At 41.8% G+C, this 21,959-nt stretch carries 14 protein-coding genes and 5 pseudogenes; 8 read left to right on the top strand and 11 right to left on the bottom strand.

Annotated elements, in window-relative coordinates; all coding sequences use genetic code 11:
- Positions 1-55 precede the first annotated feature (55 nt).
- Positions 56-307 (top strand): annotated as a pseudogene (locus tag AC3CHU_RS24075) (GNAT family protein); the annotation flags it as partial.
- 53 nt (positions 308-360) lie between these two features.
- Here the strand turns inward: AC3CHU_RS24075 and AC3CHU_RS24070 are convergent.
- Together AC3CHU_RS24070 and AC3CHU_RS24065 are read right to left on the bottom strand one after the other, a co-directional pair.
- A complete protein-coding gene (locus AC3CHU_RS24070) occupies positions 361-1,281 on the bottom strand; it encodes an IS5 family transposase (protein WP_488525385.1) in 921 nt (306 codons plus the stop codon).
- Positions 1,282-1,311: 30 nt separating this feature from the next.
- A pseudogene (locus AC3CHU_RS24065) lies at positions 1,312-2,173 on the bottom strand (IS5 family transposase).
- A 91-nt stretch (positions 2,174-2,264) separates the two neighbouring features.
- Between AC3CHU_RS24065 and AC3CHU_RS24060 the strand changes: the two are divergent.
- The 3 genes and pseudogenes from AC3CHU_RS24060 to AC3CHU_RS24050 form a co-directional block, all read left to right on the top strand.
- Positions 2,265-2,396, top strand: a pseudogene (locus tag AC3CHU_RS24060) (IS4 family transposase); the annotation flags it as partial.
- A 348-nt stretch (positions 2,397-2,744) separates the two neighbouring features.
- Complete coding sequence (locus tag AC3CHU_RS24055) at positions 2,745-3,749, top strand: OmpA family protein (RefSeq protein ID WP_488525879.1); 1,005 nt, start codon at positions 2,745-2,747, stop codon at positions 3,747-3,749.
- A gap of 15 nt (positions 3,750-3,764) precedes the next feature.
- A complete protein-coding gene (locus AC3CHU_RS24050; RefSeq protein ID WP_488525878.1) occupies positions 3,765-6,857 on the top strand; it encodes an Ig-like domain-containing protein in 3,093 nt (1,030 codons plus the stop codon).
- 183 nt (positions 6,858-7,040) lie between these two features.
- Here the strand turns inward: AC3CHU_RS24050 and AC3CHU_RS24045 are convergent, their stop codons facing one another.
- Positions 7,041-7,493, bottom strand: a complete 453-nt coding sequence (locus tag AC3CHU_RS24045) for a hypothetical protein (RefSeq protein WP_488525877.1) — start codon at positions 7,491-7,493, stop codon at positions 7,041-7,043.
- A 149-nt stretch (positions 7,494-7,642) separates the two neighbouring features.
- Between AC3CHU_RS24045 and AC3CHU_RS24040 the strand changes: the two genes are divergently transcribed.
- Complete coding sequence (locus tag AC3CHU_RS24040) at positions 7,643-8,536, top strand: LysR family transcriptional regulator (protein ID WP_488525876.1); 894 nt, start codon at positions 7,643-7,645, stop codon at positions 8,534-8,536.
- A gap of 251 nt (positions 8,537-8,787) precedes the next feature.
- Here AC3CHU_RS24040 and AC3CHU_RS24035 read toward each other — a convergent pair whose 3' ends face one another.
- The gene (locus AC3CHU_RS24035; RefSeq protein ID WP_488525875.1) at positions 8,788-9,843 is read right to left on the bottom strand and encodes a tyrosine-type recombinase/integrase; all 1,056 of its coding nucleotides are present in this window, start codon (positions 9,841-9,843) and stop codon (positions 8,788-8,790) included.
- Between the two features lie 375 nt (positions 9,844-10,218).
- Between AC3CHU_RS24035 and AC3CHU_RS24030 the strand changes: the two are divergent.
- A pseudogene (locus tag AC3CHU_RS24030) lies at positions 10,219-10,854 on the top strand (transposase); the annotation flags it as partial.
- Positions 10,855-10,909: 55 nt separating this feature from the next.
- Here the strand turns inward: AC3CHU_RS24030 and AC3CHU_RS24025 are convergent.
- Together AC3CHU_RS24025 and AC3CHU_RS24020 are read right to left on the bottom strand one after the other, a co-directional pair.
- Complete coding sequence (locus AC3CHU_RS24025; protein WP_488525385.1) at positions 10,910-11,830, bottom strand: IS5 family transposase; 921 nt, start codon at positions 11,828-11,830, stop codon at positions 10,910-10,912.
- A gap of 30 nt (positions 11,831-11,860) precedes the next feature.
- Positions 11,861-12,722, bottom strand: a pseudogene (locus tag AC3CHU_RS24020) (IS5 family transposase).
- Between the two features lie 206 nt (positions 12,723-12,928).
- Between AC3CHU_RS24020 and AC3CHU_RS24015 the strand changes: the two are divergent.
- Positions 12,929-13,087: a hypothetical protein gene (locus AC3CHU_RS24015; protein WP_017070406.1), complete on the top strand. Its 159-nt coding sequence runs from the start codon at positions 12,929-12,931 to the stop codon at positions 13,085-13,087.
- 88 nt (positions 13,088-13,175) lie between these two features.
- Here AC3CHU_RS24015 and AC3CHU_RS24010 read toward each other — a convergent pair whose 3' ends face one another.
- From AC3CHU_RS24010 to AC3CHU_RS23990, 5 genes are all read right to left on the bottom strand, one after another.
- A complete protein-coding gene (locus AC3CHU_RS24010; protein ID WP_488525874.1) occupies positions 13,176-13,838 on the bottom strand; it encodes a DUF2057 family protein in 663 nt (220 codons plus the stop codon).
- Positions 13,839-13,945: 107 nt separating this feature from the next.
- The gene (locus AC3CHU_RS24005; RefSeq protein WP_017080121.1) at positions 13,946-14,374 is read right to left on the bottom strand and encodes a hypothetical protein; all 429 of its coding nucleotides are present in this window, start codon (positions 14,372-14,374) and stop codon (positions 13,946-13,948) included.
- A gap of 13 nt (positions 14,375-14,387) precedes the next feature.
- Positions 14,388-16,814, bottom strand: coding sequence for an ATP-binding protein (locus AC3CHU_RS24000; RefSeq protein WP_488525873.1), 2,427 nt, complete (start codon positions 16,812-16,814; stop codon positions 14,388-14,390).
- A complete protein-coding gene (locus AC3CHU_RS23995) occupies positions 16,807-17,901 on the bottom strand; it encodes a cytochrome-c peroxidase (protein ID WP_488525872.1) in 1,095 nt (364 codons plus the stop codon). Before AC3CHU_RS23995 ends, AC3CHU_RS24000 begins: the two co-directional genes overlap by 8 nt.
- A 416-nt stretch (positions 17,902-18,317) precedes the next feature.
- Positions 18,318-19,880: an arylsulfatase gene (locus tag AC3CHU_RS23990; RefSeq protein WP_004730480.1), complete on the bottom strand. Its 1,563-nt coding sequence runs from the start codon at positions 19,878-19,880 to the stop codon at positions 18,318-18,320.
- A gap of 347 nt (positions 19,881-20,227) precedes the next feature.
- Between AC3CHU_RS23990 and AC3CHU_RS23985 the strand changes: the two genes are divergently transcribed.
- A complete protein-coding gene (locus AC3CHU_RS23985; protein ID WP_488525871.1) occupies positions 20,228-21,775 on the top strand; it encodes an arylsulfatase in 1,548 nt (515 codons plus the stop codon).
- Positions 21,776-21,959 lie beyond the last annotated feature (184 nt).

The raw sequence follows: 21,959 nt of genomic DNA, 5'->3' as shown, positions 1-21,959 counted from the left end.
TATCCGTAATATGAAAATTAGCTTATGGACAAAAATAATATGATAAGGAAACGTTTTGGATATACAAATTAGACATTTAGAAGCAACGGATAGCCACGATATTGTTGATATTTATCGCCACCCTTCAGTTTCAGAAAATACCTCACAAAAGCCTTATCTTAGTTCTGACCAAGTGGAGCGACTGTTTGGCCATTCTGATCATTTCACATTGGTCGCCGAATTATCAGAGGAAGTCGTAGGACACATTACGCTATTCATGACCACAAAGGTGAGAGACAGGCACTGTGCTGGGCTTGGTATTGCGATGGCTTTGTTGCGTAATTAAATTTATAGATAGAGCTACCCCATTTCGTGTGTTTCTTAGTCAATACGACAAGTTTCAGGCATACCTAACCCAGTAAGCTTGTTCAACGCTTTTATCATCGCGTAAGTCTCACCCACCTGCGCATTGTAATGTCTTAAGCTCAATCGTCCTCCTAGTAACTGTTTAACTCGATACATCGCTGTTTCTGATAGTGAACGTCTGTGGTACCCATACCGCTCTTTCCAATACTTATTTGAGCCGTATAACTTCTGGCAACCCACGGCGAGGTTTCGAGGATGACCACGCTCCCAGAAGGCTGCCCCTTCTCTTGGGGGAATAAGCGCAATGGCTCCCTTAATCTTAATAGCAGCATGACACAATCTCGTGTCGTAAGCTCCATCACCAGACACCTCAAGGATACTTCGGCGTGTTTGTTTCAGTAAGTTAGGGAGTACTTCTCCATCTGTAACCGTCGATAAACTTAGCTCGGCTGCGATAATTTCATGAGTGCTTGTATCAACGGCAATATGCAGCTTTCGCCAAACTCTACGCTTGCCATCTGTCCCGTGTTTTTTGACTTTCCATTCACCTTCGCCATAAACCTTTAGGCCAGTTGCATCAATGGCCAGGTGCTGTATTGCTCCTCTCGCTTTAGTCTTAAATGAAACCTCAACTTGCTTGGCTCTACGACTGATGCAGGTGTAATGCGGACAACTTAACGGTACATGAGCTAACCTAAATATCGAGTCGATAAATCCTTGAAGCGCTCTCAATGGCATAGAAAAAACTCGTTTGACCATCAGTGCTGTCGTGATAGCTAAATCACTGAACCGACGCGGCCTCCCGCGCTTATTCTGTTTGCTTTGCGCCCACCCGCTTATTGCTTCTTCATCAATCCAAAAGGTCAGAGAACCACGGTTAATGAGTGATTGGTTGTATTGCTTCCAGTTGGTTGTTTTATAAAGAGGTTTAGGCATAGAGCTACGAGAAGGAGTGAACGTAGCTGATCAGATCGTAGGTTCTTGATTTAGTTCCATTGAATTACGCAATAAAGCCCATCTCAAGCTCAATTTACCGTTGGTTAGTCCTTTATATCGAGACATTGCGGTCTCCGATATTGAGCGATAGTGGTAACCAGATTCAGATTTCCACTCCGCTATTGTTCCATTTTTCAGAACCTCTACAATTTCGTTTCTGGGATGCCCATCTTTCCAAAGCGCCGCATTCTTTCTAGGAGGTATCAGCGGAGTACAACCCTTATTTTTCAGAGTCTCATAGCAGCTTTTAGTGTCATGTGCTCCATCGGCATATACCGTCAGGATCTTTCTACGCAAGGGGTTGAGTAATGTTGGTAGCACTTCGCTATCGCCAACACTTACAAGACTAACTTCTGCCCTAATAGCCTCATGAGTTTCTAAATCAACAGCTAAGTGCTGTTTGCGCCAAGTTCTACGTTTTTCGGCGCCGTACTTTTTCACTTTCCATTCACCCTCGCCAAAACTTTGAGACCAGTCGAGTCAATGGCTATATGACGAATAGCTCCTTTGGAGTTATTGCGATATTTGACCTGAACTGTCTTCGAACGTTTGCTGATACAGGTGTAGTCAGCGGAGCATCCAATAGCTCAAAGATAGAATCAATAAAGCCTTGAAGAGCACGTAATGGCAGAGAGAAGATCCCCTTAATCATCAAGGCAGTTTCAATCGCGGTATCAGAATACTGGAAACCTTTACCACGCTTACCATGATGGGTTGCACATCGCCATGCATCTATGGCTGAATCATCTATCCAAAACGTCACCGATCCACGCTTGCACAGAGCCTTATTGTATTCCGCCCAGTTAGTTATCTTCTTTTTCGCTTTATCCATGTCACCACAGTTCTGAGCACCATAAAGGATCAGATCACAGGACTTGGTAAAGGTTCAACTGATTTAAGCAACAACGCCCCGATAACCTTCAAAAATGGCAAAAAATACAGGACTAATGAAACGATGTCGGGCGTTCTTACTAGAACAGTTAGTCATAAATTTAGTAGCCGCTTTGAGTTACGAGAATTGCTCCTCCATTGCTGATTTGTTAAGACAATTCTCCCCTGAGGTTAATAGGCCACTCACGCCTTGAAGTCGCTATCGGAGCCAAACGAATGAGTTTAGCGTGCATTTTCGTTCTATTGAGTTCAGTGCTGTGCTAACGGCATGCATGCAACAGTGAGCAATTTACTTGAGCAACATCACAATCCTAGTTGTCGTGACCAAATAAATAGAACGACACTCTATCCTCGTAGCCCTAAATTCAATTTGTTTCGCTTATTAATTTTTGTGATGAAATAACACAGATCTATGTCTCATGTATTTTTGAGTGTTTTTCCCTACATATGAGAGTGTCGGGTTGTTTTGTGTTTGGTTAATATACCTACATGATTTTTTATTGGGGTTGTAAATGAAAAGGTTAATTTGTTTCCCAGCTTTAATTTTTCCAATGCTTACCTACGCGAATATTGATGACAGCAATTCAACTAATAAGTTTGACTATTTTCTGGGCTTGAAAGGAGGGATACATTTTGCTGACGATAGAGGTTACAGTTCGAGCATGCCTTCTTCAGGAGCCTATGGTATCTATGGTGGAATAAAATTTTCAGATTCTATGTCATGGGATTTAGGTTATCAGGCGCATACTAAACTTAGTACGGACGATACTCATGTTCAATTGGAGAGTTCATTTTATGAAACTTCGTTTCAGTATAATTGGTATTTAAGTGAAAGCGTTAGTTTATATGGGCGTTTGGGAGCAACATATTGGAACAGTGAAAAAAATAGTCTTCAAGGAAAAGTTAACATCTCAGGTTTTTCTCCGTTAGGAGGCGTTGGGTTTACTTATGACTTAAATGAAAGATTATCTACAAGTTTAGGTTATCAATATATTGATTCCATTGGTGATGGTTATATGGGTAGGTTTGATAGTCACTCGGTTTTGATTGGTCTGACTTATGTTTTTGGTGTGGGAGATGATAAAAAATCAAATTCAGAACCTATTGTTGTCGATAAGCCTATTGAGTCACCAGAAATTGAAAGTCCTGTGATTAAGGATTTCCCATCTACAACATATCAAGTTTCTGGATTTGAATTCGATTCTAATTATTCCAAGGAACAAGGTGCTATTGATGTCGTAGCAAAAATATTGAAAGAATTCCCACAATCTCAAGTCAGTATTATTGGACATACAGATAGTGTTGGTAAGGTTAAATATAATGAAGCATTATCAGAAAGAAGAGCGAAATCTGTTCAAGAACAGTTAATTTCTCGTGGTGTGAAAGTTAATCAAATGATAGTCCACGGTAAAGGTGAGAGTCAACCTATAGCGGGGAATGAAACATCTTTAGGGCGTTTAAAAAACCGTCGAGTAGATATTGTGCTCCATTCTTTTGAGTATGAATTAAAAATATAGTTTTATGGTAAAATTATGATAGAAAGAAAGTACTTCCACTCTCCCGTTTACAAATGGTTACTGGCAATATTAGTAACTTTACTCGTAGGTTGTAATTCCGAGGGAGTGTTTGATGGGGGCGTAGATAAAAAAATAACGTCGATACAGATAACTCCGGGAGAGCTAAAGGTACAAGGAAGTACATTATTAAAAGTTAGTGTGGGCAGTTCTCAAAAATTTTCAGCTATCGCAACCTATAATGATGGTTCAACTGAAAACATTACTGAGTTAGCTACTTGGATAAGTAGTAATAATGATGTTGCTGTACTAGACAAAAGAGGGGTTGCTTTAGGCATTAATACTGGCTATGCCGACATATCAGCGACGTACCTAGGTATTGACAGTCCTGTTATTCCGTTAGAGGTTACAGATGCTGAAATTACTAGTATTCAGCTTGTAACCGGCGCGACAATTTTTGGCAGTAGTGAACTGACGTTACCTCAAGGTAATCAATTAAAATTAATGGCATTAGGGCAATATAGCGATGGTACCTCACTGGATATTACTGATAAAGTCACTTTGACTTCTGATTTATCATCGGCAGTGTCTATTTCAAGAGATGGCGTAGTCACAGGTTTAAAAGTGGGGGACGCGGATGTTGAAGTAAGCAAAAATGGGGTTGTGAGCAACAATGTTAAGATAAAAGTCACGAATGCAAAGTTAGATTCAATTGATATTTATCCCAAGACCCGAACTACAAAAGGGGTATCTGAACTCAGCTTGGCTTTAGGTAATACACAACAATTAACAGCAATGGGTCTATATTCTGATGGTACTAAGTCAGAGCTTACAGATCTTGTTTATTGGTATAGTGATGCTAACAATATTGCTTCGGTTGATGATTCTGGTTTGGTCACAGCGTTAAGTATTGATGAAGCAAAGATCAATGCTACGTACAATAATATTTCTAGCAACCTTATTAAGGTCAACGTAACCCCTGAAGAGTTAGTTGCCTTACAAATAGAACCTAAAAATACAAGAAGGGGCAATAGTGATTTCTTGTTGCCTAAAGGTCTTACACGCGAATTTGTTGCAACTGCTTATTACAGTAATAATACTACAGCTGAAGTTACAGACTTAGTTAATTGGTCTTCATCGGATAGACAAACGTTTACTGTTGATTCCTATGGTCTTATTACAGCCAACGAAGTTGGGTTTGCTGTTTTGGGAGCAAGCTTGAAAGGCGTTGACAGTAATGATGTCGACATTCAAGTTACAGCGGCCGCTATTGATAGTATTCAAGTAACACCCGCGACGATTTCTCTTGCTAAGGGTACGAAGGAACAATTAACCGCAGTGGCAAGTTTTACCGATGGTACAACTCAAGATGTCTCGTCAATAGTAGCTTGGTCTCCGGATGACAGTAATATAGCGACTATAACTAGACACGGTTTGGCTACAGCTGTGAGTGTAGGGACTACATTTGCTAGTGCTACGCTTAATGGTGTAATCAGTAATACTGTAAATATTGATGTTACTACTGCGGTGGTAGCCAGCATTCAGGTTTCGCCTGAAACTATTTCGTTAGCTAAAGGTATGACGGAACAATTGAAAGCGAACGCGACTTTTACAGATGGCACTTTGCAAGATATGACACAGTCAGTTGCATGGGTTGCTGATGATACAGGTGTTGTGATTATCACATCAGGTGGTCTATTGGAAGCTGAAGGTGTTGGCACAACTACAGCAACGGCTATGTTAGATGGAGTAACTAGTAATAACGTAAGTATTGATGTAACAGCGGCTACTGTCGATACTGTGCAGGTATCACCTGCAATCGTTTCGTTCGCCAAAGGAACAAAGTTCTCGCTTACCGCTGAAGCCACATTTACTGATGGAACTATTCAAGACATCTCATCCACAGCTGCATGGGTGTCTGATGATATTAATATAGCAACAATTAATACCGATGGCTTATTAACGGCTGAAAACATCGGAGCAACCACCGCCACAGCATCTTTTGATGGTCGAATCAGTAATGTCGCAGATATTGATGTAACGGCTGCAGTAATCGATAGTATTGATGTAAATCCGAAGACGGTGTTATTAGCTAAAGGTTATAATGAACAATTGGAAGCTGTTGCGACGTTCACTGATGGTGCAAACCAAAATATTACTGACTTAGTCGCATGGTTTTCAGATGATACTGATATTGCAACAATATCACTTGATGGTTTATTAACGGCTGAAAATGTCGGCCTAACAACAGCTACAGCCAAGTTAGATGGTGTTGTTAGCAACACAGTGGATGTAGAGATCATAGACGCAGCGTTATTAACGTTGCAGCTATCATCTTTAGTTGACGACCGTCTACCTAAGGGGACAACGGAACAACTTGTGATTAAAGGGATCTATTCAGATCAATCTGAGCATATCCTGTCTGATCAGGTAAATTGGCATAGTTCTGATAATAGCTTGCTTTCTATCGATATGGATGGTGTCGCTGAAGGTGTTGAGTTTGGTGATGTGACCGTTTATGCCGATTTAGATGGGATTTCGAGTAATATAATAAACATCAATATAAGTTCAATAATTCCTATGTGTGGTGGAAATGTTAATGATTCTGAGGATAATGCAGGTGGTAATTGCGTAAAAGTTGCATCAGATGACTCAGGAAGATTATTCACTGGTGCGCCTTCAGCTTTCTTATTAGGAAATCTTGGTTATACACGAATTCGAGGTGATCATCCAAATGGAGTTACGAACCCGAGGTTATACGCTGGAATTATGGGCGGAACTTACTACAGTTCTGCGACATTTCAATTGTTGCCATCTCAAGAGTACCCAGAAAAAAACTCGGCGTCATATTGGTGTGAAGACTTATCTTTTCATAATTTCGAAGGTCGAGATGACTGGAGGTTAACTACCACCAGTGAGTTTTTAAACTTCTTGAGTGATATAGGAGGTGAGGTGGAAATATTTAAGTGGAATAATGGTGCTTACTTCATCGGTCAGTCCGGTGCCTTTGCATGGGATATTATTGGCGCAGGTGGGAAGCGAACAGGAGAACTGGAACCTGTACAATCAACCAGCGAAGAGGGAGCTGTTTCATGTACTTTCGACCCTTAAATTCGCAAGTGTAAAATAGCTATAATGGCTTGATATTATATTGTTGAAGTAAAAAAACCAGCAACATTAGTTGCTGGTTTTTCTATGTATCTAATGAAAAATTAGTCTTGCTCTAGTGTCGTAATATATTTTCAATATAAAAATAATAGTATTCTGCTATATTGTAAATTTTCCTAAAAATCATTAACCAAACCAAGCTTTAACTATCTTTCCATTACTGTCGATTTTAAAATTAATCCTTTCTGAGTTGTAATCTGTAGTCAGTATATCCCCATCCCTATAATATCTAAAATCTAGACCTATTAGCGATTCAGGCATTTCGATATTTATAGGGCTTATTTTGTTTGAAATTTTAAAGTATTCACTTGCTCCCAGTTCATCAAGTGAATATGATATTCTGACACTGCTATTTTTGATGGTATTACAAGTGTCAGGTTGTATCCTATTAATGCTTATAAATCCATCTTCATTTAATTTTGTATTGAAGCTTTCTTTTGTTGTGCATCCCGTTGAGTCAACATAAATATCGACAATGTCGCTCTTTACGCTTAAGCCTCGAAGGGTTTCTTGGGTTGCTATTGAATCGAATGGGTATAAGATTGGAGTTAGAAATATTAGTTTAGTTAGATGCTTCATAAAATCCTCTAAAACATATGGTTACTTTGGTTGACGTTAAGCTATAATACTTTAATGTATTTGTTAACTCTGTAATGTATGGTTTTATGCTCAAAATAGATCTTGGAATTTTGTGATTTTTATTTCGAATGTTAGTTGAGGGGGAGAGGGTGAACTTTAATATTGAACAGTTAGTCGCATTTGTTGAAGTTTATGAAGCTAAGTCGATAAATAGAGCTGCGGTAAAACTTGGTAAGCACAGAACTACAATTGGCCAAGTTATTATTGCGTTAGAAGATTCCTCAGGGGTAAAACTATTCAATAAAGAGGGGAAAAGTCTATTACCAACAAAGGAAGGTGAGGTTTTATATCATTATGCTAGACAAAGTATCTCAACGATGGAAACTTTCGAAAAAGTAGCGTTAAATATCTCTATGGGTACCCCTGGAACTATTACTATATCTTACTTTAGCTTCTTTCCTTTCGATGTTTTATTGGCAGTTAGGGAAGCCCTTTCTTTAGAATTTCCGAATTTGAATGTGAAGTTTATTGTAAGAAATAAAAAGGAAACAAAAAATGGAATAAAAAACGGCGATATCGATTTTGGACTTGTTAATATATATGATAGTAAAATCGTGAATAGTATAGAACATAATTTTCTGCTTAATATTAAGTGTGGTATTTTTGTGGGTAGATCTAGTACCCTGATGAATGGTACGTCCGCAAGTTTGACGAAAATGAAAAATGTTAAACAGCTTGTTTTGTCATCTATGATAGATGATGGTTTAGAAAGTAAAATAAAGTTGTCATCAAATTATGATGTAATTGAACAGTACGCACTATTGATTGAGTTGTTACAGATTAATGATTCTTGGGCTCTTATTCCTATATCAGTGGTTAACTCATTATATGCTGATTTTGTTTCAGAAGTTGCAATTGATGAGCTTAATGAATATTTTAGTGTTCCGGTTGCACTCTGGTCACCACCATCTGAAAACTTAAGGGAAATAAGAAATGTAATTTTGCAATCTATACTTAAGTGTCGGGATGATATGATTTTTTAACTTTAATTAACACTTTGGTACAATATGGGAATATCGTTAGAATCTACGGAATATCATATAACTTAGTTGAATTAATCATACATTATCGACTGGCTTTGATATGATGGGCGCACTCCCTTTATTACCCACCTGAAGGTGAATGGTTAGATCTTCATCAATTATTGACTTGTTAAGAATTTCTATTCAATCACAACACTGCGGGCGTCGCTCCGGCTGGCACATGATAAAAATCCGCTTCTTAGCGGCTTTTTTCAGATCTTACGTTCATGTAATTTATGTGGAAACAACTGCGTGTAAACCTGCCACAAGGTATTTAGGTTTCTATGACCGGTGACTTGAGCAACTTCCTCAATCGTAAAACCTTTCTCGAACAAGCGGCTTGCACCTTCACGGCGTAGGTCATGATAGCGTAGGTTATCAATCCCAACCTTCTGACACACTTCCACAAAGCCTCGGCCAACTGAGCGTGGGTTATATGGGAATATCAATTCACCATTACGCTCTTGTTTCATCACAATATCGAATGCTTCACCGAGTAGGGGAACGACCATGTGGTTGCCTTCTTTCTTACGTGGGTCTTTTCGGTCACGTACGATCACTGTTCTAAGTTCTTCGTTTAAGTCTTCCCAACGAATACCACAAACTTCGCTTACTCTCATACAGCTCAGGATGCTGAAATCTAGAAGCATGGAGTAGGGGATTTTGTTTTCTCTGCGTTGCTCGCGTTCTTCTAGTGCTTCTTTCAATAAGTCTATTTCATCGGTAGTAGGGCGCCTTGTTCGTTTCTCTGATTTACCGATGAGTTTCATTTCGTAAAAAATAGGTGTTGCTTCTAAGAATGTATCCAAGTTAGCAGCAACGTTGAATACAGGCTTAGCTCGTTTGAATACCGAACGTAAATAATAGATGTCGGAATAGACGGTAGAGGGCTTGGTTCCCGTACTACATCTATCTTGGCAGTGCTCAATCAAGTCCTTAGTGGTTAGCTCATCGGAATAGATTTTAGCGATGTCACAATCACGGAGCATTTTTAATACTGTTTGTTTAGATCGGCCAGTATTGTCCCAAAGGTTTTTGTTCTCAATGAACATGTCTAGCAGCTGGCCAATGGGTACAGAACGGTCTTGAGTTTCACCTTCGTCTATCTTTCGGACTTCATTTTTTGCCCAGGCAGTAGCAAGCATTTTCTTCTTATGAGTTTTGGAGAAACGTTGAGCAATCTTACTTCGATGTTTCACTGTAATGGTGGCTTTGTAGCGAGATTCGCCACTTGCTAGAGTTCGCTTTTCAATACTATAAGATGCCATGAACGTGTGCCTCTGAGGTGTACCAAAAGGGTGATTTGAGGGGTACAAAAGGTGTACCAAGGTTCAGAGATTATAGCAGTTTATTAAAGTTCTTCTAGGTTGTTATTTATATTAAGTGTTTGAAAATAATGGCGTATGTGGCTGTTGCTAGGTAGGGCGGGGAGTGGTGTATTTTAGTGAAACTTATAGATTGTCGGTTTAAGAGCCATTGAGGGGTGTCTTAGGTAGAAATAGTGAGGGGGAATATTACCTTAAATCTCTGAATAGCGGGTAAAAAAATGGTTCATCGCGGATTAGCGGGAACTAAAAACAAAAACGGTAGTAAGTGATATGGTTTAGTCGCCAAACAAAAATCATACACAAACTACCGTTTCTATGCCGAATCATACTTTCCTATCTTCATTCTGGGAAGGCTTTCAAATAGTAAAGTCTCTCCAGACAGCATCACTTATTACCCTGACTCTTAAACCTAGCTCTGAGGCTAAATGCCTTTGTGGTCTTGAGGCCGAGGCTATCCATGAGTATCAATGGCGTCACGTAAAGGATGCCATGTTGCTCGGTGTGCCTGTTGAACTTTCCGTGCAAACTCGAAGGATTAAGTGTCGTGACTGCGGCATAAAAACAGAATCTCTCTCTTGGTTAGAGCCTTATGCTCGTATAACAAAGCGCCTAAAAAGCTATATAGAACAACTGCTACCCCTGCTTCCCATTAAGCATATATCCCAAATTACGGGCGTTCATTGGCACACCATTAAAGAAATAGATAAACGCCGACTTCGACAAGTGGTGCCGCCAGTGAAATGGGGTGAGCTAAAGCAGCTCGTGATGGATGAGTTCGCCATCTTTAAAGGGCATCGATATGCCACCGTCATCGCTGATGCGAAGACTCATCAAGTCATTTGGGTTGGATTAGGCCGCAGCCGCAAGGACATACGGCCGTTCTTCGAGCAGCTAGGCGAGAATGGGGTAAATATCGAAGCAGTAGCGATGGACATGAATACGGCTTTTGACCGGCTTTGTTGCGTAATTAAATTTATAGATAGAGCTACCCCATTTCGTGTGTTTCTTAGTCAATACGACAAGTTTCAGGCATACCTAACCCAGTAAGCTTGTTCAACGCTTTTATCATCGCGTAAGTCTCACCCACCTGCGCATTGTAATGTCTTAAGCTCAATCGTCCTCCTAGTAACTGTTTAACTCGATACATCGCTGTTTCTGATAGTGAACGTCTGTGGTACCCATACCGCTCTTTCCAATACTTATTTGAGCCGTATAACTTCTGGCAACCCACGGCGAGGTTTCGAGGATGACCACGCTCCCAGAAGGCTGCCCCTTCTCTTGGGGGAATAAGCGCAATGGCTCCCTTAATCTTAATAGCAGCATGACACAATCTCGTGTCGTAAGCTCCATCACCAGACACCTCAAGGATACTTCGGCGTGTTTGTTTCAGTAAGTTAGGGAGTACTTCTCCATCTGTAACCGTCGATAAACTTAGCTCGGCTGCGATAATTTCATGAGTGCTTGTATCAACGGCAATATGCAGCTTTCGCCAAACTCTACGCTTGCCATCTGTCCCGTGTTTTTTGACTTTCCATTCACCTTCGCCATAAACCTTTAGGCCAGTTGCATCAATGGCCAGGTGCTGTATTGCTCCTCTCGCTTTAGTCTTAAATGAAACCTCAACTTGCTTGGCTCTACGACTGATGCAGGTGTAATGCGGACAACTTAACGGTACATGAGCTAACCTAAATATCGAGTCGATAAATCCTTGAAGCGCTCTCAATGGCATAGAAAAAACTCGTTTGACCATCAGTGCTGTCGTGATAGCTAAATCACTGAACCGACGCGGCCTCCCGCGCTTATTCTGTTTGCTTTGCGCCCACCCGCTTATTGCTTCTTCATCAATCCAAAAGGTCAGAGAACCACGGTTAATGAGTGATTGGTTGTATTGCTTCCAGTTGGTTGTTTTATAAAGAGGTTTAGGCATAGAGCTACGAGAAGGAGTGAACGTAGCTGATCAGATCGTAGGTTCTTGATTTAGTTCCATTGAATTACGCAATAAAGCCCATCTCAAGCTCAATTTACCGTTGGTTAGTCCTTTATATCGAGACATTGCGGTCTCCGATATTGAGCGATAGTGGTAACCAGATTCAGATTTCCACTCCGCTATTGTTCCATTTTTCAGAACCTCTACAATTTCGTTTCTGGGATGCCCATCTTTCCAAAGCGCCGCATTCTTTCTAGGAGGTATCAGCGGAGTACAACCCTTATTTTTCAGAGTCTCATAGCAGCTTTTAGTGTCATGTGCTCCATCGGCATATACCGTCAGGATCTTTCTACGCAAGGGGTTGAGTAATGTTGGTAGCACTTCGCTATCGCCAACACTTACAAGACTAACTTCTGCCCTAATAGCCTCATGAGTTTCTAAATCAACAGCTAAGTGCTGTTTGCGCCAAGTTCTACGTTTTTCGGCGCCGTACTTTTTCACTTTCCATTCACCCTCGCCAAAACTTTGAGACCAGTCGAGTCAATGGCTATATGACGAATAGCTCCTTTGGAGTTATTGCGATATTTGACCTGAACTGTCTTCGAACGTTTGCTGATACAGGTGTAGTCAGCGGAGCATCCAATAGCTCAAAGATAGAATCAATAAAGCCTTGAAGAGCACGTAATGGCAGAGAGAAGATCCCCTTAATCATCAAGGCAGTTTCAATCGCGGTATCAGAATACTGGAAACCTTTACCACGCTTACCATGATGGGTTGCACATCGCCATGCATCTATGGCTGAATCATCTATCCAAAACGTCACCGATCCACGCTTGCACAGAGCCTTATTGTATTCCGCCCAGTTAGTTATCTTCTTTTTCGCTTTATCCATGTCACCACAGTTCTGAGCACCATAAAGGATCAGATCACAGGACTTGGTAAAGGTTCAACTGATTTAAGCAACAACGCCGATTTCAGTGTGTATTAAATATCTCAAAAAATTATGCACAGTGTTCTTTTAGGAACATACATTACAAGAGAACATCTATAATGTTCACTCTAGATTTATAAATTGAATTAGAGCGGAATAGAATTGTTATGAAAATGGCTGTATTGGAATATAAAGTATTGGGGCTTGGTGATTGGATTAAAACAAGAGTCTCTAGCCGCTGTGCACACTTACTGGCAGCTGAGTATAAAGCGCTAGGATGGCCAACTAAAGTGGATGGTAAAGTGTTATCGACTGAGTCGGCTTAATCAATATAAGCCTAAATCATCTAGATGAAGACAAAAAAGAAGCTGGCAGTGTGCCAGCTTCTTTCATTTTTAAATTAAGACCATTGAGCTACTTGTTCACGTAGTCTTTGAATTTCTGCTTCGTTTCAGCATCCGCTTTTTCGTACCAGAAATACAACATTTCTTCAACTGTATTCTCTGCATTTCCGTCAATCTTTGCTGGAAGCGTTACGGGTTGTGCTACTGCTGCTGCGCCCGCGCTAGCACCTAGTGTAAGTGCAGCGATGCCGCCTTTTTGGTTGTATTCCTTCGCTTCTTGCGGGTACTTACGACCAATCTGCATGCCATCTTTGATTAGCTTATCTTGCTTAACACTGATTGCATTTTGGTTTTCATCAACCAGTTTCCAATCTAAGTTTTGAAGGCCTTTTTTCGCTTCGTTGGTGTTGCGGAACTTCGGCATGTCGAACGTTAATGCGGTGTCTGTCGCGTCAAAAGTAGCAATAATGGTGTCGCTATCGACAAACTCGCGGTCGTTACCTTGGCTAAAAGCAAGTTGATATTTGAAAACGATTTGGTTCACGCCATCTGGAACGGTTATCGTTTTGCTCGAAGAGAAAAAGCCACCGTCAAGATCAGGCTTAGCCTCATTTACAGCTAAGACTTCGACTAACGCATCTGCGCTAGAAGGAACTTCAATTGTCACGTCAGCTAACACGTGTGGTGCTACGATAATTGTGGAAAGCAGCGCGATGGATTGTAATGTTTTCATAATCATACAGTTGTTTATGGATAGTTAAATTACAATCTCATGCAGAACGAAGTATTTCAAGTTACCTTGTCTCGATTTGGTAAAATTCACCGAAACTTAACCTAAGCCTAATTCTTGAACGTACGAAACGTGTTTTTTTCGTTCGTATTATGGTGTGGCCTCAACGTTTTCTCTTCTGGATTATCTAAATCGCTCTCTTGAGCGCTTCGAAGCGACTGCAGAGTGATATACATAGGAACGAGAGCAGATACCCAAATGGCATAAATCGTAATCACTCGGTTGAAGGCGACGAACCAGGTTTCACTGCCCGTACTAGATAGGTAGTAGCCAATGAGCGTAAGCAAGGTGCAGGTGATAGCCCACATGACTGTGGAGGTTGGATCTTTCGTTGTTGCCGCCAGCAATACTATCGTAACGTAGGGAACGGCCATAGCAATGCCCAAAGGTACATGATAGTCGACCACAAAAATGATGGTTGCACCAAGAGCCAAGAACAAGTGTGGACCGGTGCTAGGTAAGTTCAAATTCCATATCATGTGATACCTTCCTTTACCCAATTTTGCGTTGTTGGTGGAGTTTGTGTATCAATCGAGTGGCTTGGTGACTATTGACCATCAATCGATTGATCAGTTGTTGAAGCAATTCTGCTTCGGGCATAATGTGTTGATCGGCTATTTGTTCGGCTGAGCTCGCGAGTTCAAGCACTTCGTTCATTTCATATCTTGCGGCAATCTCTTTAACCGCCTTCAATGTTCTGGAGAGGTCATCCTGTTTAGCGTCCGAAAATAGCTCTATCAACTCATCGATTTCGTTTTCTAGCTCATCAACGAGAGACGTTAAGCATTTGAGCTTTTCGTCTGATTTGAGCTCATCGTTAGCTAAGAATTGGCTACGCGACAGTTCTTCTTCTGTGAGTGGCAATTTATTTTGGGGATGACGCGTTAACATGGTGATGTTGCTTGCACCTTTGGTTAAAAGGTTATGTTCGTTAGCCAAGTTATGTCGGTTACCCTCAAATTGGTCATGAAACTCATTGATAGCGTTTTGTAAGCTGTTTTTCTGTAATGGTTTGGTGAGAACAAAATCAGCCCCTGACATGATAAATTCATCGTGTGCTTCTTTAAATACGTCTGCTGTGCATGCAAAAACTACGGTAGTCAGCTTGAGTTCGTTACGGATTTTTTGAATTGCCTCAATGCCGCTCATGTTAGGCATGTGGTTATCCATGATGATCAGGTCATATTGGTTTGAAACTAATTTATCTAAGGCTTGTAAACCGTCGTAGGCGTTCTCAACCGTTAAGTTGATAGATTCACAGAACTTCCTAATCACCATTGCGTTGATCTTGTTGTCTTCGACTAACAATACTGAGAAGTCATCGAGAGTCTTATTGGTTTTGGTTGGCGTTTGATCGATGACTTGTTCTTCAAGTTCGTGCATTTCAAGCGGAAGCGAGATAGCAAATCGAGTGCCGAAATTAAGCCGGCTGGTAACCGTGATGGTGCCACCCATCAGTTCGACTAACTGCTTAACAATGGAAAGCCCTAATCCTGTCCCGCCAAACTTACGGGTCGTTGAGATCTCGGCTTGTTCAAATGCCGTGAATATATGGTCGATCTTGTCTTCTGCGATGCCAATACCTGTATCAGTCACTAAGATATTCACGCTTGGTGGGGTGGTTGGTGCAATCAAGAATTCCACTTCAACCTTTCCTGACTCAGTAAATTTGACGGCATTGCCTGCTAAATTAAATAAGATCTGACGTGTACGTGCAGAGTCACCAATCAACTGAATATGGGGAGGGATGTTATCTTTAATGGTAAAAGCGAGGCCTTTGTCTTTTGCAAGAGGCGTCAAGGTTTTATCAAGATGTGTCACCACGTCTGCCACTGAGAAAGGGCTATATTCAAGCTCCATTTTTCCTTGCTCAACCTTAGAAAAGTCAAGAATATCATTCAATATGGTGACAAGATGCTGGCCTGAATCGATGATGATCTGTGCTTGTTGGCGAGTATCGGCGCTTTGCGAATCCTCTTTGATTATTTGAGCTATTCCTAGTACGCCATTCATCGGCGTTCTTAACTCGTGACTCATGGTGGCAAGGAATAAGGACTTCGCTTCGTTGGCTTTTTCTGCTTTGTCTGCGGCTTCTTGATAGGCAAGGTTGTTTCGTTTTAATTCAAAGACTCGGAAGATAAAGATGGCGAACGAGAAAGCGAAGGTTAATAGCGCGAGTGTGATGATAAGTTTGACAATCACGCCTTCTAATTGGTCTTGAAGGTCGGTGAACTGATGTTCAATTTGCTCAAGATACTCCATGTTATGCACCGAAAGAACTTGAGATAACAGTACCTTTTGTTGCTGATTGAGTTCAGCGAACGTTTCAGACAGGTCCGCCAACTCTGAGCTAATCTCTTGATGTTGAATTTGGCTCCCTGAAAATAACACGCTAGCAAGTACCTCACTTTGAATGTTGAGCTCCGGTGTAGAGAGAGCATTTAGTTTTTCTGAATCATGTCCCCTTGCTGCTTCTCGATGGTTTGCTGAATGACTATCAATGAGTTGCAGCGTTAGGGATTGCAGTATGAACTGACGAGCGACACTCAACCCGACGAGCTTGTCGAGCGTATCGACATTGGCTATCGAGGCCTTGTGGAAACGCTCAAGTAATTGGGTGGTTTGTAAGTCTTGAAAGAACGTTGAGTGGATGCTTTCCCCCTTATAGCTATCCTTGAGCTCTTGCAGTTCTATTTCTAGTCTGACTAAATCAGCCGATATTTGGTAAGGGTTCGAAATGTCAGCGAGAGCAGCGTTGGTTATCTGATCGCGCATTTCTAAAACTTCATGCCCCAGCTCTCGAACAGATTCTCCATATTCCGATACTTTCCCGTGCTCAGAATAGGTCAATATAATTAAGCTAACCAAAGCCAAGAATAGCGAGAAAAACAGCAAAAAGATGAGTCTGATTTTATTCATTTTCAAACTCCACTAACATCTGAGGGCGGCTGCCCGTTAAGGTTTCTAGAAATGTTTTAATCTCACTAATGGTTTGCTTTTCAAATGTTTTACCGAGTTGGCTTTCCCCCATGATTTTGATGGCTTCCTCTAACGTTTCAGTTTGACCATCATGAAAATAGGGGGCAGTGATCGCCACGTTTCTTAAACTGGCGACACGGAAGAGGTGCTTGTCTTGTGGTTGTCCTGTAAACATAAATCGACCTTGGTCTTCACTTCGTTCTGAGCCCGTTTTTGATAACCCAAAATAGCCAAATCGCATCACCATACCTCCGCCAATATTGGTACCTTGGTGGCAGCGAATGCAGCCTTGTTCTTGAAAGGCCTCCCAGCCTCGCTTGGCCTTATCAGACAACGCTGAATGATCGCCTCGCAAATACTGGTCGAAAGGAGAATCAGGCGTGGCTAGCCCTTGCATGAACTCAATAAGTGCAGCCTTAATCGAAGCTTCGTTGATGGTTGTCGATTGTTCTTTGAATAGGCTGATGTAAGTCTCCGATTGAGAGACATAGTCCGTAATGTGTTTCCAGTTTGAATCCATTTCGTCAACGTTGTGTACTGGACCATCGATTTGATCGCCAAGGTTATTCACCCGACCATCCCAAAAAAATCGGTAGTTAAAGGCAGCGTTAAAAACGGTGAGTGAATTTCGCATTCCTGCTCCATTTACGCCAATGGAAACAGGAATCACTTCAGCACCATTGGTTTGTAGGCTATGACAACTTTCACAGCTGACACTTCGGTTCGATGATAAGTTAGGGTCTTTGAATAGCGCCCAACCTATCTTGGCAAGTTCATTGTTAATCTCGGTCGAATCTGGAATTGGGAAGATTTGTTGATCTGGAAATGCCGCTTGTTGGGCATCTTGTGAGTTTGTATTTGAGTCGTGTTCTGAAGAGTATGAATCATCATGGTCGTTTGCATGAGAGTGATTTTCTTGGTGCTCAAATGAGGCGTGCATCTTTAAAGAAGCGGCGTCATAAACCAGTAGGCCTATTGAAACGCAAATGACAGTGATGCTTATTACTGCTAAATATGGCGTTTTCATAGTATTAGTTCCATCTAGTTTAGATAATTTTGGCAAGTCAGAATCCTTCTGATTTAAACCTTATTCACCCTGTGGATGAGAGGTGCATATTTATAAACTTAGTTTTATAGTGGTGATGTTGCAAGAAGATGGTGTAACAAGAGGATAGGAGCAAGATGAAGTCATTGAATCGTTGAATGACAAGGAATAGGGATCGTTAGAAACAACGCGTTACGTAGGGTAAGTTAGTGACCTAACGGTCAATTCGAAAAGACCTTGTTGTATAAAACTCGGATTTTTAAGATACAGATACTGATGCAGATACAGAAAACAAGTGCCAGACGTAGAAAAGCCGTGGTAACTGCATAGAGTGACCACGGCTTTGGTATTACATCATGTACTTTCTAAACTACTTGAATTACATGGTCTAAAGGGGCTTATTTAGCTTGCGCTGCTGCCGCTTCTAGTTGCTTAAGTTTACCTTGAAGCATGTAAGCATTTTGGTTGAAGTTACCAGGGTTCAACACTTGGCTTTGCTGCATAGGGTAGTCAGGTAGCGTGTTCATGAACTCTTGTACTTTGCCGCCTACTGGTACGAATAGCCACATGTTATCTGCCATCCAGCGTAGGTACATGCCCGATTCGTGTGGTGCTTTTTCGAATGGGTCAGCACGTAGATGAACAACTTGAGGCCAGTTTGGTTGGAAGCGAACTGCATCAACAATGTTACCGTCCATTACTGCGAACGAAATCTTGAAGTCATTCCAACGAACTGCGTTTAGCTCAGCGTTAGCAGAGAAGTAAAGCATGCTGTCACGAGGGCCTTTCTCTTCTTTGCCTTGGAAGTAAGGTAGGAAGTTGTAACCATCTAGGTGAACACGCCAGTTTTTACCGTTGTAAGTTGCCCCTTTATCAGACGCAAGTTTCTCAACCACTTTATCATCACCAGCGGCTGCTAGTAGAGTAGGGATCCAGTCTTGGTGCCCCATGATATCGTTGATCTTAGTTCCCGGTTTGATAGTGCCAGGCCAGCGAACTAGCTGAGGAACACGCATGCCACCTTCGTACGTTGTACCTTTTTCACCGTGGAAGTAAGTAGCACCACCATCAGGCCAAGATACCGTTTCTGCACCGTTATCGGTCGAGTAGATGACGATAGTGTTGTCTGCGATTTTAAGCTCATCAAGCTTGTCTAAAAGGATACCCACTTGGTCATCGTGCTCTAACATGCCATCAGCGTAGATGCTGATACCAGATGCGCCTTGGTATTTTTCTTGTAGACGAGTCCACACGTGCATACGAGTCGTGTTGTGCCAAATGAAGAATGGTTTGTCAGCTTTCACTGCTTTTTCCATGAATGCTAGAGATTCTTCTAGGAACTCTTCATCCGCATGCTCCATACGCTTACGCGTCATAGGGCCTGTATCTTCAATCTTACCGTCAGAAGTCGATTTGATTACACCACGAGGGCCAAAGTTCTTACGGAACTCAGGATCTTTAGGGTAGTAGTAAGTCTCTGGCTCTTCTTCCGCGTTTAGGTGGTACAGGTTACCGAAGAACTGGTCAAAACCGTGGTTCGTTGGAAGGTGTTTGTCTTGGTCACCCATGTGGTTCTTACCGAACTGAGCTGTCATGTAGCCTTGTTCTTTAAGAAGGTCTGCGATCGTTGGAGCCCAATCAGGGATACCGTGGTCCGAACCTGGCATACCGATAGTCAGTAGACCTGTACGGAAAGGTTCTTGACCGGTTAGGAATGCAGCACGACCAGCAGTACACGATTGTTGACCGTAGTGGTCAGTAAATAGTGCGCCTTCGTTAGCAATACGGTCGATGTTAGGTGTTTCGTAACCCATCATACCGTTGTTGTATGCACTGATGTTGAATACACCAATGTCATCACCCCAGATAGCAAGAATGTTTGGTTTTTCTGCTGCTGTTGCCGCTGAAGAAGCTGCTAATAAGCCAACACCTAATGCTAGTTTATTAATTTTAGTACCCATAAGGACTCCGATTCACTTTTAAGATTAATGCGTTAGAACAACGCATCGATGAGCAAATGTTATTCTCAAAATTCCGTTACGTCCTTTTATAGTGCTTATAACCAATCGTTATGATGCATGGTTAACTTGCTGATTAAATTGAATTTAGTCTGATGGTTACCAGAAACCCTTAGATAACATGTGTGATCCTTATCATGTTTGTCGCCGTAAACCTTATCGATAACTTCTGCACCTGTATCGGAATAAAAAATGACAAAAAGATTAATAGCTTAGCGAACCTCGCGCATGCTTAAAAAATGGACTATACGTTGTAGGGCAGGATGCAAATAACTTACGAAGAGGTTTCTATGACAGCGAAATATGGCGTTAAACGTCGTTTAGCGATTTTGGGTACGGCGATGATGGCGGCTTCCACCACCACATTCGCAGCTGAAAAACCAAATATTCTCGTGATTTGGGGGGATGATATTGGACAGTCTAATGTTAGCGCATACACCTTTGGTTTAATGGGTTACAAAACGCCTAATATTGATAGCATCGCCAAAGAAGGGATGATGTTTACCGATTATTACGCTGAGCAATCGTGTACTGCGGGTCGCTCTACCTTTATTACGGGACAAAGTGTATTACGAACAGGTTTGAGTAAAGTAGGCTTGCCGGGCGCGGACATTGGCTTGCAAGCGGAAGACGCGACAATTGCAGAAATGCTAAAACCTATGGGTTACATGACAGGTCAATTTGGTAAAAATCACCTTGGCGATAAAGATGAATTCCTTCCAACAGCACACGGGTTTGACGAATTTTTTGGCAACCTTTACCACCTGAATGCTGAAGAAGAGCCCGAGAATGAAGATTACCCAACCGATCCTGAGTTTCGTAAGAAGTTCGGTCCGCGTGGTGTCATTAAGTCATTCGCTGATGGCAAGATTGAAGATACGGGTCCACTGACGCGTAAGCGTATGGAAACGGTCGATGAAGAAACACTAGACGCGGCACTTGATTTCATGGATCGCGCAGTGAAAGCGGACAAGCCATTCTTCGTTTGGTGGAACGCAACACGTATGCACTTTAGAACGCACGTGAAAGCCGACAGTAAAGGTGTGACCGGTGTCGGTAACTACGCTGATGGTATGGTTGAGCACGATCGACACGTTGGGCAACTATTGAAGCAAGTGGATAAGTTGGGAATCAAAGACAACACGATTGTTTTCTACTCAACGGATAACGGCCCACACATGAACTCTTGGCCAGATGCGGGTACAACCCCGTTCCGTGGTGAGAAAAACACTAACTGGGAAGGCGCATATCGTGTACCAGCAATGGTCCGTTGGCCTGGTAAGATTGAACCTGGAACAGTATCCAATGAAATCATGCACCACATGGACTGGATGCCAACCTTCGTTGCCGCTGCTGGTGATGACCAAATCAAAGAGAAACTACTTAAAGGTCATACTGCTGGTGATAAAACGTTTAAGGTTCACTTAGATGGCTATAACTTCCTTCCTTACCTAACGGGTGAAGAAGAAAAAGGCCGTCGTTCAGAGATCTTCTACTTTACCGACGATGGCGATTTAGCGGCGCTTCGTTACAACCAATGGAAAGCGGTGTTCATGGAGCAACGTGCAACGGGCACCATGCAGATTTGGTCAGAACCGTTCGTGACGTTACGTCTTCCTAAGCTGTTTAACCTGCGTATGGACCCATACGAAAATGCAGATATTACGTCGAATACCTATTATGACTGGTTGTTAGACCATGCTTATATGTTCGTTCCTGCGCAAGCGTATGTAGGCGAGTTCTTAGAAACGTTTGCCGAATACCCACCACGCCAAAAAGCAGCAAGCTTTAGCTTGGATCAGGTTATGGAGAAACTTCAAGAGAACCATAATAAGTAAGCTTTGGTTTATTGAAACTGATAGCTTGATGAAACTGATAACACGAAAGAGCTCCTAGGAGCTCTTTTTTTATGCGCATATCGATGAGTAAATCCCGGTCGTGAATATGAATCACAACTATCGTGCTCATTGCCACTAAATAATTGTATTTTAGTCGTTTTTACGTCTACCTTAGTAAGCATAA

Source organism: Vibrio sp. QJM3NY_39 (assembly GCF_057785895.1).
This window is presented reverse-complemented; position numbering and strand designations above follow the sequence as displayed.

What these genes read in the sequence shown, in the direction of transcription:
- AC3CHU_RS24025 (WP_488525385.1), bottom strand. Translation starts at nt 11,830, where the DNA reads ATGCCTAAACCTCTTTATAAAACAACCAACTGGAAGCAATACAACCAA.
- AC3CHU_RS23985 (WP_488525871.1), top strand. Translation starts at nt 20,228, where the DNA reads ATGACAGCGAAATATGGCGTTAAACGTCGTTTAGCGATTTTGGGTACG.
- AC3CHU_RS24070 (WP_488525385.1), bottom strand. Translation starts at nt 1,281, where the DNA reads ATGCCTAAACCTCTTTATAAAACAACCAACTGGAAGCAATACAACCAA.
- AC3CHU_RS24035 (WP_488525875.1), bottom strand. Translation starts at nt 9,843, where the DNA reads ATGGCATCTTATAGTATTGAAAAGCGAACTCTAGCAAGTGGCGAATCT.
- AC3CHU_RS23995 (WP_488525872.1), bottom strand. Translation starts at nt 17,901, where the DNA reads ATGAAAACGCCATATTTAGCAGTAATAAGCATCACTGTCATTTGCGTT.
- AC3CHU_RS24055 (WP_488525879.1), top strand. Translation starts at nt 2,745, where the DNA reads ATGAAAAGGTTAATTTGTTTCCCAGCTTTAATTTTTCCAATGCTTACC.
- AC3CHU_RS23990 (WP_004730480.1), bottom strand. Translation starts at nt 19,880, where the DNA reads ATGGGTACTAAAATTAATAAACTAGCATTAGGTGTTGGCTTATTAGCA.
- AC3CHU_RS24050 (WP_488525878.1), top strand. Translation starts at nt 3,765, where the DNA reads ATGATAGAAAGAAAGTACTTCCACTCTCCCGTTTACAAATGGTTACTG.
- AC3CHU_RS24015 (WP_017070406.1), top strand. Translation starts at nt 12,929, where the DNA reads ATGAAAATGGCTGTATTGGAATATAAAGTATTGGGGCTTGGTGATTGG.
- AC3CHU_RS24005 (WP_017080121.1), bottom strand. Translation starts at nt 14,374, where the DNA reads ATGATATGGAATTTGAACTTACCTAGCACCGGTCCACACTTGTTCTTG.
- AC3CHU_RS24045 (WP_488525877.1), bottom strand. Translation starts at nt 7,493, where the DNA reads ATGAAGCATCTAACTAAACTAATATTTCTAACTCCAATCTTATACCCA.
- AC3CHU_RS24010 (WP_488525874.1), bottom strand. Translation starts at nt 13,838, where the DNA reads ATGAAAACATTACAATCCATCGCGCTGCTTTCCACAATTATCGTAGCA.
- AC3CHU_RS24000 (WP_488525873.1), bottom strand. Translation starts at nt 16,814, where the DNA reads ATGAATAAAATCAGACTCATCTTTTTGCTGTTTTTCTCGCTATTCTTG.